Below are 13848 nucleotides of genomic sequence, written 5' to 3' on the forward strand. Positions count from 1 at the left end.
AACCCACCGCAACGAGGTTCCCATGGCCACGCCTCCCCGCAAAACGGCTGACGATTTCGACCCGGAAGTACTGCGTTTGTTCGACCGGTACGTGCATGGACAGCTGGACCGACGCGGCTTCCTGACCTGCGCGGCGCGTTTTGCGGTTGGGGCAACCACCGCGGCCGGATTGCTGGCCGCGTTGATGCCGCGCTTTGCGGCGGCGCAGCAGGTGAAGCCCGACGACCCGCGGCTGCGGGCGGAATATCTCGAGTTCCCGTCGCCGGAAGGGTACGGCACCGGCCGCGGCTATCTGGTGCGTCCTGCGAATGCCTCCGGCCCCTTGCCGGTGGTGCTGGTCGTGCACGAGAACCGTGGCCTGAACCCGCACATCGAAGACGTGACCCGCCGCCTGGCACTCGAGGGGTTCATCGCCTTCGCTCCCGACGCATTGTTTCCGCTGGGTGGCTACCCCGGTGACGAGGACAATGCGCGCGCCGAATTCGCCAAGCTCGACCAGGCCAGGACCCGGCAGGATTTCATCGCCGCCGCGGAGATGCTGCGGACCATCGAGGGTGGCAACGGCCGCATGGGCGTTGTGGGGTTCTGCTACGGCGGGGGCATTGCCAACTTCCTCGTCACGCAAATGCCGCAGGTACTCGCCGCCGCGCCGTTCTACGGCAGCCCGCCGCCGCTTGGGGACGTGCCGAATATCAAGGCGGAGATGCTGGTGGTTCTGGCCGCGAACGATGAGCGGATCAACACGGCCTGGCCGGAATACGAGGCTGCACTGAAGCGGGCAGATGTGCGCTACGAGCTCTACCAGCCGGCGGGGACACAACACGGCTTCAACAACGACACCACGCCGCGGTATGACGAAGCGGCCGCAGCCGAAGCATGGAAGCGAACGATCGCCCTGTTCCAGCGCGTCCTGGTAACGGAAGCGGGCGCCGGGTGAATTGTCGCTCCAGGGGCGGTTTGCTACGCTCGCCCGCACTCCGATCGGCAGGCAGCAGCATGCAAAGGCGACAGTTTCTGGGGCACGCAGCCGGCGCTGCACTTCTTCTGCCATTCCTGGGTACGTTCAACGTGCTTGCCGGTCCGTCGGCTGCCAGGTTGCTGCCCACCCCTCTGGCGAAAGGTGACTGGGTCGGGCTGGTCAGCCCCTCGTCTGCGCTCAACGACGAGTTCGACCTGCAACTGGCGCGGGAGGTCATGGAGGCCCTGGGGTTCAAGGTCAAGACCGGCGCGCACTATGCGCAGCGACGCGGTCACTTGGCCGGCACGGACGCCGACCGTGCCGGCGACATCAACGCCATGTTTTCCGACCCCGAGGTCAAAGCCGTCATCGCCACGCGCGGAGGCTCCGGCGCGGCTCGGCTTCTGCCCCTGCTGGACTACGATGCAATCCGGCGCAATCCCAAAGCGCTGCTGGGGTTTTCCGATATCACCGCGCTGCACAATGCCATCCATGCGCGCACTGGCCTGGTCACCTTCCACGGGCCCAATGGCGCCGGCAGCTGGAACCGGTTCAACGTCGACCAGTTCGAGCGTGTGTTCTTCAAGCGCGAACTGATGCAGTACCGCAACCTCGACGATGCCGGCGACGAGCTGGTCCAACGGCGAAACCGTACGATCACGATCACCGCCGGCAAGGCCCGTGGGGAGCTGGTCGGTGGCAATCTTACGGTGCTGGTGGCGCTGGCCGGGTCGCCGTACCTGCCCGATTTCACCGGCAAGATCCTGTTCCTCGAGGACGTCTCCGAAGCGCCGTACCGCATCGATCGCATGCTCACCACGTTGAAGCTGATGGGGGTGCTCGACGCGATCGCCGGGGTGATCTTCGGTGATTGCAGCGACTGCGAACCGGGCAACGGCTACGGCTCGCTGACGTTGTCGCAGATCCTCGACGATCATCTCAAGCCACTGAAGATCCCCGCCTATCAGGGCGCGATGATCGGCCACATCCGCCAGCAGTTCATCGTGCCGGTGGGAGGGTTGGTGGAGATGGATGCCGACGCCGGCACGTTCCGCATGCTGGAGCCGGTGTTCCAGTCCTGAGCCGTGCAAGGTTTGCCGCGTGACTACACTGGCGCGCTGATCACCGCAACGATTCTTTGAACGCTGGATCTCCAGACCGCGTCGGCATCGGAGCGTCCGCGACACATTGCCTCGGGCAGTACCTTGGCGGGCCCATCCCGTGGAACGCTGTAGGCCATGAGTGTCCGGTTTGACTCCGGCGGCGGGCGGCAGACTCGAGCCCCGGACGATTCAGTCCTCATCCTCCCCCACATATCAGGACATCCATGAGCGCACATATATTGGAAGTTGCCGCCCGCAGTCAGTGGACATCAGGCGTACAGACGGTTAACCGGATTCGTGATTTCGCGCCCTTCGTCATGGACGAGCCGGCGGCTCTCGGTGGCCAGAATGAGGGGCCGAATCCCCTGGAATTTCTCGTTGCATCGCTCAATGGCTGCAAGGGGGTGATGATCCCGTTGATTGCGCGGGAAATGGATTTCAAGTTCACCGAGTTGAGTTTCGCAAGCGAGGGTGTGATTGACGTGCGTGGACTGATGGGACAAGAGGGAATCTCGACCCACTTCCAAAGCCTCGACTTCCAGGTGACCATCAGGACCGAAGAGTCCGACGAGCGCCTGAAGGCGCTGGAGGATGCGGTTTCCGCTCGATGCCCCATCTACAATCTCCTGCGCGAGGCGAAGGTTGCGCTGCGGACGCACTGGCGGCGAGCCTAGGAAAGGGCAACCTTCTGCTATCGTCGAAAGACGCGAAGGCGATCCATCAATGACAAACAAGGGCCCGCCAATGCGGGCCTTCGTCGTTACAAGGGGAGTTGCATGCTGATGTACTCGAACGTGTGGAGGGCAGGTTCGCTTGCAGTCCTGCTGGTCTTTGGAATGTCCGGCACCGCCTTGGCGCGCGACACCGGCACGACGACCGCGATCATCAATGCGTTGGTCTTTGACGGCACTGGGAAAGCGGCCTATCCAGCCACCGTACTGATCCGCGATCAGCGCATCGTGGACGTGGGCACCAGGCTGAGGGTGCCCAAGGGCGCGATAAGTGTGGACGCCGATGGCAAGACGCTCATGCCGGGGCTGTTCGACCTGCATACGCACTGGACACCCAATTCAAGTCCGTCCTCCAGCGCGGTGCTTTCGGGGGTCTATCTGGCGGCAGGCGTCACCACGGTCAATGATTTCCACCAGGCGCCGGAGTCCTATGCGCCGCGCCGCGAATGGCTGGGCAGCATTGCAGCGCCGCATGTCAACTTTGCTGCGCGCATGAGCACCCCGCTGGGTCACGGCGCCGACTGGGCCGATACGGCGACCACGCGCTGGGTGAATTCGCCCGACGCGGCGCGCGATGCCGTCCGCGAGCTGGCGCCCTACAAGCCGGACATGATCAAGGTGTTCACCGATGGCTGGCGCTATGGCCACATGCCCGACAACACCAGCATGGATCCGTGGACGTTGACGGCGCTGGTTGAGGAGGCGCATGCCAACGGACTCAAGGTGGCCGCCCACACCGTCACCGCGGAACGCGCAGGATGGGCCGGCGACGCCAAGGTTGACCTGATTGCCCACAGCATCCAGGACCGCGTTGTGGATGCACGCACCGTCGCCCAGCTGAAAGCCGGTGGTACGTTTTACGCGCCCACCCTGGCGGTCTACGAGCCGGTCAAGATGGGCAGTTCGCCGCCGGCCGATCCCGAGTCTCCCGCGTTTCTGAGCCGCCAACGCAACTTCCGCAACGCGATGGAAAATGTTCGCGTGCTGCACAAGGCCGGCGTACCGATCGCGCTGGGCACCGACGCCGGCATGCCGGGCACGCCACACGGTGCGGCCACTTTGCGCGAGCTGGAATTGCTTGTGCAGGCGGGTTTGAGTCCGGCCGAGGCACTGCAGGCAGGCACTGCAACCAGCGCGGCAGCCGTCGGCTTGCAGGATGACCGGGGTCGCATTGCCAAGGGCCAGCGCGCCGACCTGCTGCTGGTGGATGGCAAACCCTGGGAAAATATCCAGGACATCAAGAAGCTCAGCCGCGTCTGGGTGGACGGCCAACTGGTGCTGGGTCCGGGCGTGTCGCTGCCGGCCGGCAACTCGCGCAAGTACCCGCAGCCCGAGGTCGTGGGGCCGCTGGTGGATGATTTCGAGCGCGCGGACGAACGTACCGCCTTGGACACACTGCGCACCACCGACAATGACGGTGGCAACGATCGCACATGGCAATTGACCCGGGTCGTGGTGCGTGAAGAAGGCGGGCGCGCGCTGCGGACCATGGCGCGGATGTCCAGCAAGGATCGCGCGTATGCCTCGGTGGTGCTGCCATTGAGCCGTGGCTCGGTAAAGCCTGTAGACCTGCGTGGCTATCGCGGAGTGCGTTTCGACATCCGCGGAGAGGACGGACGCCACGCGTTGATGGTCAAAGGACTGGAAGGCGGGCGATGGAAAACCGCCATCAACGTGCAGCCACAATGGCAGCAGGTCAGCGTCGATTTCAGCCAGCTGGAGTACGCACCCTATCGGGCGGTCGAAGGCGAGACCCTGCCATGGCGCGGCGACGATGCCACCGATCTGCAGTTCATCGTTGATGGTGAAGGCGCTGCAATGCCATGGTTTGAACTCGACAATGTGGAGTTCTACTGAGCCTTGCCCTCGACTGTTTTGTAGTCGGCACCAAAAGGAGCCACATGTGAAGGTGATGAGCAAGACCGCGGTGGCGATCATTGCCGCACTGGCACTGCAGGGTGCGGTTGTCGCTGGTCAGGGCGACGTCGCTGACCCTGATGTGACCCGTGCCGAATCCACTGCGCCCGTGGGCCAGCCCTTGCTGCAGCGCCTGGATGCCTACGCGCCGCAGATCATCCGCATGGCCGACCAGATGTGGCGGGAGCCCGAGCTGGGCTATCTGGAAAACGCGTCGTCGGCACTGATGCAGGACGAATTGCGTGCTCACGGTTTCCGGATCGAGGCCGGAGTGGCCGGTATGCCGACAGCCTTTGTGGCTACCGCCGGCAAGCGCGGCAAGGGACCGGTGATTGGACTGCTGGCGGAAATGGACGCGCTACCGGGAATGTCGCAGGCCGCGGTTCCGCAGCGGCAGTCCATCGCCGGTCAGGATCCGGGCCACGCCTGCGGGCATAACCTGTTTGGCGCCGGCACGGTGGGCGCGGCGGTGGCGTTGAAGGAATGGCTCGACAGCAGCGGCACCGAGGGCGAGATCCGCGTGTTCGGCACGCCGGCCGAGGAGGGCGGCTCGGGCAAGGTCTACATGGTTCGCGCCGGACTGTTCAACGACGTCGACGTGGCGCTGCACTGGCACCCCAACTCGCAGAATTCCGCTTCGCAGAGCATCAGTCTGGCCAACATCAGCGGCAAGTTCCGCTTCAGCGGCCAGGCCTCGCACGCAGCGATGGCGCCGGAGCGTGGACGCTCTGCGCTGGACGGAGTGGAAGCGCTTAACTACATGGCCAACATGCTTCGCGAGCACGTCCCGCAGGAAACCCGCATCCACTACATCATCAGCAACGGCGGCGGATCGGCGCCCAACGTGGTGCCGGCCTCGGCGGAAGCCTACTACTACGTTCGCCATCCCGATCCGGTGGTCGTGCGGAGCGTGTTCAATCGATTGACCGACGCCGCCGAGGGCGCGGCGCTGGGCACCGGCACCAGCTTCGAATTCGAGCAGACCGGCGGAGTGTTCAGCCTTTTGCCCAACGACACCCTGGGCAAGGTCATGCATGCCTCCCTGCAGCAGGTGGGCGGAGTGGAATACGATCCCGCGGACGTCGCGTTCGCAAAAGAGCTGCAGAAGCAGCTCGAGCAGCAGGTCGATATCAGCGAGGCGTCCCAGGTAGCACCGTATTCGGTCGACGGCGACGGGTTTGGTTCGACCGACGTCGGTGATGTCAGCTGGGCGGTCCCCACGGTCGGCATGGGCGCTGCCACTTGGGTGCCCGGCACGCCCGCGCACAGCTGGCAGGCGGTGGCTGCGTCGGGCATGGGCATCGGCCACAAGGGCGCAGTCGTGGCGGCAAAGGCGCTGTCACTGACGGCAATGCGGCTGTTCTCCGAGCCGGCGCTGGTGCAGCAGGCGCGCGCGGAGTTCGAACGCCGACGCGGCAAGGATTTCCGCTACGAGCCGTTGCTGCAGCGAGAGAAGCCTCCGCTGGATTACCGGAAGTAATCAGAACGCGCGCCTGCCAACCGAGGCGAGCCCGCTTACCCGGCGCGTGCTTCCGGCGGCAATTTTGCCCCGTCCTGCGCAGCCTTCAGCCGCATCAGGTGGCCGTGGAGCATTTCCGTCGACAGGCCGTGCAGTGACAGCCGGTATCCGGCGCGCAGGGTGGACATCGGCACCAGCGGGTGCTTGTTGTTGACCAGCCCGAGGTGGTCGCCTGCGTCAAGGATCGTGGCGACGTAGATGCCGATGGTTTCATCGAGCTGCAGCGAATTGGTCGCCCGCCAGAAGTCGTCATCGCTCAGGAACAGCTGATAGACCGGGGTGAAAAGCTCGATCGCGCTCTGCAGGTCGAGGAAGTTCCGGCGCCGGTTGGGCATGTCCTCGATCCGCAGATGGTCCGGCTGGTGCATCATCGAGAAATCCGGCGTTTCGACCTTCCCGAGCTGCTTGCCGCTGGCGCGCAGCGCGCTGTTGAGCCGGATCACGAAATTGTAGAGGTTGAGGTCGTGGACCAGATACATGTCCGGGGCGACGTCGGTGATTTTCTCCGGCCGCAACGGGTTGGTCTGGATATCGACCGGTGCATTGGCGGCAATGAAGGACAACGCCTGCGATCCGATGCAGAAGTGTCGCAGGATCAGCCAGTTGGCTTCCGGGCGGATGAAGTTCTGCATGCCCCAGGCAAGCAGCCGGTGGAGCGTGGGGGAAAACGCCAGTTTGCGTGGAGTGAACACCTTGAGTATCTGCAGCAGGATGATCGCCAGCCGCGCAAACGGGCGGATGAAGGGCAGCACGTACTGGCGTGACCTCGAGCTGGAGTCGACCAGCCAGGCGTGTTTCACCGCCGGATCAATCGGCGTGGACTGGTCCAGATACAGGGCCAGCCATGGGCTGGGGTCGCGTGGGTCGTGCTCCCGCTCGAGGAAGTCGGGGTTGCCGCGGCTCATGACGAGGTTTCCCGCAATGGAGTGACGTGCTGGAACTGCATCAGATACATCTCCGCGGTTCGTTTGGCTGTGTCCAGGATGTCCGTCGCCAGATGGCCGTCGTGGTCGTGCTCAAGTGCGATTTCCACCGCGCGCAGCCAGCGCAGCAAGTGGTGCTCGTCATTCTCGCCGTGATACTCGAGAAAGCGGAACGCATCGCGCGGAACATCCTTGAGCGTTGCCTTCATCAGCGGAAGCAGGGCGGGAATGATCCGCTGCCCCGTGCCTTCAATGATGTAGATCGCACCCAGCAGGCCGATCGGGTTTTGGGTTGCGGCAAGTGCGTGAAGGTAGGCGTTCAGTGCCTCTCCGCCGGGGTTCCGCTTGAGGTGGTCAATGTCCGCCACCGGACCACCGGCCTTGCCGTAGTCGCTGAACAGGATTTCGAAATCGTCCTGTTCCTCGCCTGCGTGCGTCTCGATCAGCGCCGCCAGCGGCTCGAAAGGAGTGGTGATACTCGCAGCACCCTCGCGCATCCAGAGGCTGCCCTCGCGAACCTGCGGGATCCAGTGGCTCATCCAGCCCAGATAGTCGGCGCGCGTCCAATCGCCGCCGCGCAAGCGCCGGACCACGGGCGTGCGCCAAACGCGCGAGCGGTAGTCATGCCACACGCCTGCCAGCTTGCCGAGCAGGTCGCGCAAGGCTTCGGGCGCGTCCGCCGGGTCGTGGGGCGCGGGAACAGGGGTGTCCAGAGAGGGCGCGGAGGTAGTGGACGTTGCCCGCGGTATCGGAGCAGCCAACGGGCTGTCAGCTGCTTCGACCTCGATCAATACGAAGGACGCAGTAAAGCGGCCGGACTCCGGAACAAAACACAGGATCTGCTGGCCGGCGGCGATTTCGCGGGTGCGCAGGAACTCGTCGAGCATGATGAAGATCGACGCCGCCCCGGTGTTGCCGCGCGTCGCCAGGTTGCTGTACCAGCGCTCGCGCGGGATGGCCAGACCGGCTTTCTGCATCAGGTCGTCCACCACCGGTGCGAACTTTTCCGATGAGTAGTGGCACAGGAAATGGTCGACGCGCTCCGGGTTGATATCGCCAGCCTGCACAAGGCGGACGTACTCGTGGATGCAGACGTCGAAGAGGTTCGGCAGCAGCCGGATGTCCTGCCGCAACAGCAGGGCGCCATCGGCTTCCGCGTCCTGCCAGCTGTCGTAATCCAGGTGGGAACGCGTCCTGTTTGCCGAGAGCCCCAGCTGCATGCAGACCGGGTAGTCGCCCGAAAAGGAGCGTTGGTGGATGAAGCGCAATTTCAGTCTCAGCTTGGCGTCAGCCTTGGGCCGGGACGACAGCAGTACCGCGCCGGCGCCGTCGGACAGCATCCAGCGCAGGAAGTGGGCATCGAAGTCGGCGTCGTAGCCGCAGCCGGCAAATCGAGAGCGCTTGAACAACCGCGACGGCATTTCCGCAGCGGCCACGAGTGCATGCTCGTGTGAGCCCAGCTCCACCGCACTCGCCGCCGCCTCCCAGGCCGCGATGCCCGATGCGCAGATACCGAGCGAGCTCAGGGTCTGCATCGGCGGGCCGTTGAGTTCACCCAGCACCATGTTGGCAAAGCCGGGCAGCAGGGCATCGCCGCCGCACCCGCCGGTGGCAAGCATCCCTACGTTGTCCAACGATTGCCCGGCGCTATGCAGGCACTCGCTGATTGCGCTCGCCGCCATCGCCTCGGGCGATGTGTGAGTGGTGCCGTCCTGGTTGATGCCGTAGTGGCGTGTGACGATCCCGTTCTGATCCAGGATGCGCTGCTTGATGCGCGATGACAGCTGGTTGAGCGGGGCCACAAACGAATCCATGCCCGCGTTGTCGATCGCGGGACCGGGCAGGTGGCGGGCGTGGCCGGTGATGTAGACGTTGTTGAAGCGGGTGGTCATTCTCGGAAATCCTTGCCGGGCGACGGGGCAACCAGGTGGTCGGCGGCGCCCGCTGCGATGGTGCTACCCGCCAGACGGTCAAACACGTCCAGCAGGAAGCCGTAGTTGCCGTGATAAACGGCGTGGTGGAGGTGATGTCGGCGGCTGGCTGCAAGGAGCCCCCGCGCGGGCGCGAGCCGACTGAACTCGTAGTTCGCGTGACCCAGATTGTTGAGGACGATGCTCATCACCGGCAGGCAGAACAGCGCGGTCGGGCTGAACTGATGCACCAGCATCGGCAGGATGGGAACGCTGCCCAGCAGCAGGGCTTCCACCGGGTGGAAGGCATAGGTGGCAAACGGTGTTGGCGTCAGCGAGCGGTGATGGTCGGCGTGGAACCGCCGCAGCGGCCGCGTGTGCAGCAGCCGGTGGCACACATAGAAGTGCAACTCGTTCCAAAGGAACAGGGCCACCAGCTCGACAACGATGCGCTGCGCCGAGGCCTCATACGCGAGTCCGGACCAACCGCTTCGCAGTAGCCACCAGGGCACCAGGACACCGACGCCGAACAGCAGGATCGAACCGCAGGATTCAACGATCTCGCGGCCAAGCTGTCCTGGCCGCAGGGGCCGCTGATCGAGCACACGGCCGAATCCCAGTCTGGGCAGTAGCGAGCGCGTCAGCCACCACGTCAGCGTGCCGGTCACGAAGTACAGCGCGGCGAAATAGAGTGTCGCCCAGAGCACTATCTGCCATGCAGGCAGAGCGACGAAGTCAAGTGCGAGGCGCGTAATGCCGGTGAAGTCCAGTCCTGTATCCATCCATGGCTAGCCGGATCCGGGGCCAAAGGTTACCCGGCGTGAGGGCCTGCGCCAAGAAGAGCTACGCCCAATCGGTTGCCGGCGTCGTGCCCCGATTACCGGGGTTCGAGTTCGGCGTCGGCCGCGATGGCGTCGAGTTGCGCCGCGAAATCAAGCACGTTCGCGCGCTGGTTCTCGAGGTCGGCCGCCACAGTGAAGTCGTTGGATTCGATGGACTGTTTCAACGCCGCCACCTTCGACAGATCGATGCCGCCCGCATCCTTCTGGATCTGGCCGAGCGCGTCGGCGGCTTCGTGCAGGCGCGTGTTGGCGATGCCGAAATTACGCTGGTCCAGATCGACGGCCGTGCGGTAGAGGTCCACTCGTGCGCGCATCAGGTAGTTGCGGTTCTGCACTTTCGCCAGATCGGCTTTGGACTCTCCCAGGATCTGGTTGCCCTGCTCGATCTGCTGCTCGTACTGCAGCTTCTGAGTCGCCAACTCCTTGCGGCCCTGGCTCAGACCGACGTAATAGAGCACGCCCGCAACCACGATGAAAACGCCGGCGGCGATGAGCATGGCCGTGGTCGACACGAGGTGACCCTGTCGGGGCGATGTTGTAGCGGTCTCGTTCATGGCATGTCCTGAGGTGGTGTTGATTCGACGTCCGGATCCAGACTGCGAGAGTACATCGTGCGTGACATCGAGCCCAAGATGAGTGAAAGCACGCTGGGTGATCGCTGTATTGATCGAAGAAGAGGCCGGTGGATTGCCGGCCTCGTTGCTTATGCGGCGCTTCCTGCCGTTATATCAACCCAGATCGACATCACCGGCCTTGGCCTTGTAGCTTTCCTTGGGATCGATGCCCAGAAGCAACTTCACGCCCGCCACCATCGTGTGCTCGTTGAGCCACACATGCGCGCTGTCCAGGTCCATTCGAACCAGACGAAGCTTCGGGTCGTCCTTGCCCTCGAACCATGCGCTGACGAACGGGTTCCACAGGCGCTCGATCACGGCGCGGTCGTTGTCGATCACCACGTTGCCGGAGAACGAGGCGAACACCTCGTGGTTCTTTGCGGTCAGCGTGCCGGTTGCCCGCTGCGCCGTACGTCCTTCCAGTGCGATGCCAAAATCGGTCTGGCTGGACGTGAAGAACCAAAGCGGTGAACGCTCGTCTTCAGCAATTCCGGTCATGGGTCTGGGTGAAACCGTGTCGGTGGCAAGCATCACGGTCCGGTCGCTCTTGAGCGCCTTCCAGAATTTCGCTTCAAGTTCTTTCGCGTCAGCCATGGGGGTAATCCTTTCGGTAGGAACTCCATTGGAACAAGTTGGCTGTCAGCATCGCGAGAACAGCGGGTGCTCCAGCACCGAGCAGGCGCCCGTCCAGCGAGTGTCAGGGGACGGTCTTGCCGTCCGGCAGGGCGTAAGCAATCACCGAGTCACCGGTTTTGGTCCCCGTATAGCGGTGTCCACCGGCAACCACGACCAGATACTGCCGACCGTCGCGCCCAAGGTAGGTCGCCGGGGTCGACTGGCCGCCTGCGGGGAGGCGCTCCTTCCAGATTTCCCGGCCGTCCGCGATGTCATAGCCACGGACGTAGTAATCAACCGTGCCAGACAGGAATGCCACACCACCGGCAGTCACAATCGGCCCACCTATACCCGGGACGCCGGTTTTCAGCGGTAGCGGCACGGGCGCCATGTCGCGCACGGTCCCGTTGACGCGCTGATAGATCGTTTCGCCGGTGGTCAGGTCGACGCCGGCGATGTAGCCCCATGGTGGCTGCTGGCAGGGCAAGCCGACGCGGGACATGAACGGTCGGAGGACGGAGGCATAGGGCGCGCCGAAATTCTCATTGCCCATCGGCTGTCCCGGCGCGGACGCAACTTTCTCCAGCGTGTCGGGACGCGGGATCAGCTGGGCGGTGAAACCCAGATAGACCGGCATGGCGAACATCACCTGCCGCGCCGGGTCCACCGCCACCGCACCCCAGTTGAAGACGCCGAAGCTGCCCGGATGGGTAAGCGAGCCCTGCACGCTGGGCGGAGTGAACCGGCCTTCATACACCAGCCTGGCCAGATCGATCCGGCACAGCATCTGGTCCACCGGCGTCATCCCCCACATCTGCGCTCCGGTGACGTCCTCGGGCGCAAAGGAGATCGCGGACACCGGCTGTGTCGGTGAGACCGGTTCGCCGGCAATGGCGTTCTGCGACACCGGCATTTCCCGCACCGGGTGGACCGGCTTGCCGGTCGCACGGTCCAGGACGAAAACGTCGCCCTGCTTGGTGGGCTGGACCAAAGCGGCGATGCGTCGTCCGTCGACGGTCAGATCCACCAGGCTGGGCTGCGCGGGCACGTCGTAGTCCCAGACATCGTGGTGGACGGTCTGGAAGACCCAACGCACCTCTCCGGTCGCCACGTCCAGAGCGGTCACCGAGTTGGAGAACTTCTCGACCGCGGCCGAGCGCCCGATGCCGTACTGGTCGGGTGAGCTGGCGCCGAAGGGCAGGTAGACCAAGCCCAGCTCCGGGTCGTAGCTGGCCACGCTCCAGCTGTTGGGCGCGTTCGCGGTGTAGGTCTCGCCCGCGGCGATGGGTGTGGTTTGTTCCGGATTCGCGGCATCGAAATTCCACACCAGCGCACCGGTCTTCAGGTCGAAAGCGCGCACCACGCCCGATGGCTGGGTGGTGGAAAGATTGTCATCGATGCCGCCGCCGACCACGATCACGTCGCCGGCAACCAGTGCCGGCGATGTGCTGTAAAACGCGCCGGGCGATACGTTGGGCATCCCCTGCCACAGGTTGACCGTGCCGTCGGCACCGCCAAAGCCGGGGCAGATGACGCCGGTTTCCGCGCTCAGTGCGATCAGTCGCGCATCGCGGGTTGCCACGAAGACTCGGCGGTGGCAGTCCCGGCGCATCGGCGTATCTTCCTCGGTCGCCGTGGCCAGGACCACCGGGTTGGGATCTCCCGCAACCGCCGTGCCGGCGACGATGTTGTGGGACACGCCCGCAGCGAGCGTGGTCGCCATGGCGCGGCTTGCGGCCGTGAGTTGTCGGGCTTGGTTGCTGTCTGCCTCGGGCAGATCCGTCGGCGCGGCAGCCTCGCCGTCATCGTGATAGCTGACACCACGGCAGGTCGTATAGCGGGCGAGGGCGAGGGGCAGTTCGACCAGCTGCGGATCGAAGCGCCAGCGCTGCTCGCCGGTGACCGGATCCAGTGCGATGACCTCGCTGCGCGGCGTGCACACGAACATCGTGTCGTTGACGATCAGCGGTGTGGCTTCTACCGCGCTTCCCGGCAGATCGGGGTGGATATCGCCGGCATGGAACTCCCACACCTTCTCCAGGTTTTTTACGTTCTCCGTGGTGATCTGGTCCAGAGGTGAGTAGCGCTGTCCTGCAGCCGTTCGCCCGTAGGCGATCCAATCGCCGGGCGCCACCGGATCCTCGCCAGGGGCACGATCCGCCATGCGGTCGGACGGCAAGGCTCCATGGATTTCGTGGGGGTTGGAGAAAAGCGAAATCCCTGCGACGACGGCACCAATGGCCAGGACGCCGATCAGACTGCCGCGATCGAGGTCGACACCACTCGCTCGTCCGCTGCGCAGCGGCAAGGAACGGCTGACCGCCGGCAAGAGCAGCAACAGACCCAGAAGGACGATGACGCCCTCACGTGGCGCCATTGCCCACCAGTCAAATCCCACCTCCCAGACCGCCCAGACCAGGCTGGCGGCGATAGCGACTGCGTACGCAAGCAGGCCGGCACGCCTGCGCAGCAGCAAAAGCACGCCCGATGCAATCAGCGGCAGCGAGAGGACCGCAAAGCCCCAAGAGCCTCCGAGAACGATCAGCTGCACACCGCCGACCGCCAGGGCGAGACCGAGTACAAGGATGACGATGGCAAGCAGGGTACGGATCATTTGAGTGCTCCCCGGGGCGACGCCGGAGAATATCCCGGCTCGGTTGCTGCAAACCTAACCCATCACAAGCCCACATAGACAAAAAAAGACAGGGGCCTCGCG

General features: G+C 64.4%; 11 protein-coding genes. 5 read left to right on the forward strand and 6 right to left on the reverse strand.

Translation table 11 applies throughout. The features are described from left to right. The first annotated feature begins 22 nt into the window (after positions 1-22). From KZ491_RS02445 to KZ491_RS02465, 5 genes are all read left to right on the forward strand, one after another. A complete protein-coding gene (locus KZ491_RS02445) occupies positions 23-937 on the forward strand; it encodes a dienelactone hydrolase family protein (RefSeq protein ID WP_222564260.1) in 915 nt (304 codons plus the stop codon). 59 nt (positions 938-996) lie between these two features. Continuing rightward, complete coding sequence (locus tag KZ491_RS02450) at positions 997-2040, forward strand: S66 peptidase family protein (protein WP_222564261.1); 1044 nt, start codon at positions 997-999, stop codon at positions 2038-2040. Positions 2041-2285: 245 nt separating this feature from the next. Continuing rightward, positions 2286-2735 carry an OsmC family protein gene (locus KZ491_RS02455; protein WP_222564262.1) on the forward strand — a complete coding sequence of 150 codons (450 nt, stop codon included), beginning with the start codon at positions 2286-2288 and terminating at the stop codon, positions 2733-2735. Between the two features lie 162 nt (positions 2736-2897). Beyond that, positions 2898-4649: an amidohydrolase family protein gene (locus KZ491_RS02460; protein ID WP_222564263.1), complete on the forward strand. Its 1752-nt coding sequence runs from the start codon at positions 2898-2900 to the stop codon at positions 4647-4649. 55 nt (positions 4650-4704) lie between these two features. After that, the gene (locus KZ491_RS02465; RefSeq protein ID WP_222564264.1) at positions 4705-6189 is read left to right on the forward strand and encodes an amidohydrolase; all 1485 of its coding nucleotides are present in this window, start codon (positions 4705-4707) and stop codon (positions 6187-6189) included. A 35-nt stretch (positions 6190-6224) separates the two neighbouring features. Here the strand turns inward: KZ491_RS02465 and KZ491_RS02470 are convergent, their stop codons facing one another. The 6 genes from KZ491_RS02470 to KZ491_RS02495 all read right to left on the reverse strand — a co-directional run bounded on the left by KZ491_RS02470 (position 6225) and on the right by KZ491_RS02495 (position 13746). Beyond that, positions 6225-7133 carry a DUF6999 family protein gene (locus KZ491_RS02470; protein ID WP_222564265.1) on the reverse strand — a complete coding sequence of 303 codons (909 nt, stop codon included), beginning with the start codon at positions 7131-7133 and terminating at the stop codon, positions 6225-6227. Then, positions 7130-9043 (reverse strand): 3-oxoacyl-[acyl-carrier-protein] synthase III C-terminal domain-containing protein, encoded by a 1914-nt coding sequence (locus KZ491_RS02475; protein ID WP_222564266.1) that lies wholly within the window; start codon positions 9041-9043, stop codon positions 7130-7132. The genes KZ491_RS02470 and KZ491_RS02475 overlap by 4 nt, the downstream gene beginning before the upstream one ends. Further along, positions 9040-9843, reverse strand: coding sequence for a sterol desaturase family protein (locus tag KZ491_RS02480; RefSeq protein ID WP_222564267.1), 804 nt, complete (start codon positions 9841-9843; stop codon positions 9040-9042). Before KZ491_RS02480 ends, KZ491_RS02475 begins: the two co-directional genes overlap by 4 nt. 95 nt (positions 9844-9938) lie before the next feature. Continuing rightward, on the reverse strand, positions 9939-10457 hold the full coding sequence (locus KZ491_RS02485; RefSeq protein ID WP_222564268.1) for a hypothetical protein: 519 nt from the start codon (positions 10455-10457) through the stop codon (positions 9939-9941). A 174-nt stretch (positions 10458-10631) separates the two neighbouring features. After that, positions 10632-11111 (reverse strand): pyridoxamine 5'-phosphate oxidase family protein, encoded by a 480-nt coding sequence (locus KZ491_RS02490; protein WP_222564269.1) that lies wholly within the window; start codon positions 11109-11111, stop codon positions 10632-10634. Between the two features lie 103 nt (positions 11112-11214). Continuing rightward, positions 11215-13746 carry a membrane-bound PQQ-dependent dehydrogenase, glucose/quinate/shikimate family gene (locus tag KZ491_RS02495; protein ID WP_222564270.1) on the reverse strand — a complete coding sequence of 844 codons (2532 nt, stop codon included), beginning with the start codon at positions 13744-13746 and terminating at the stop codon, positions 11215-11217. Between the last annotated feature and the right edge of the window lie 102 nt (positions 13747-13848).

The sequence above is a fragment of the Novilysobacter antarcticus genome (assembly GCF_019802285.1).
Taxonomy (GTDB): Bacteria; Pseudomonadota; Gammaproteobacteria; order Xanthomonadales; family Xanthomonadaceae; genus Novilysobacter; species Novilysobacter antarcticus.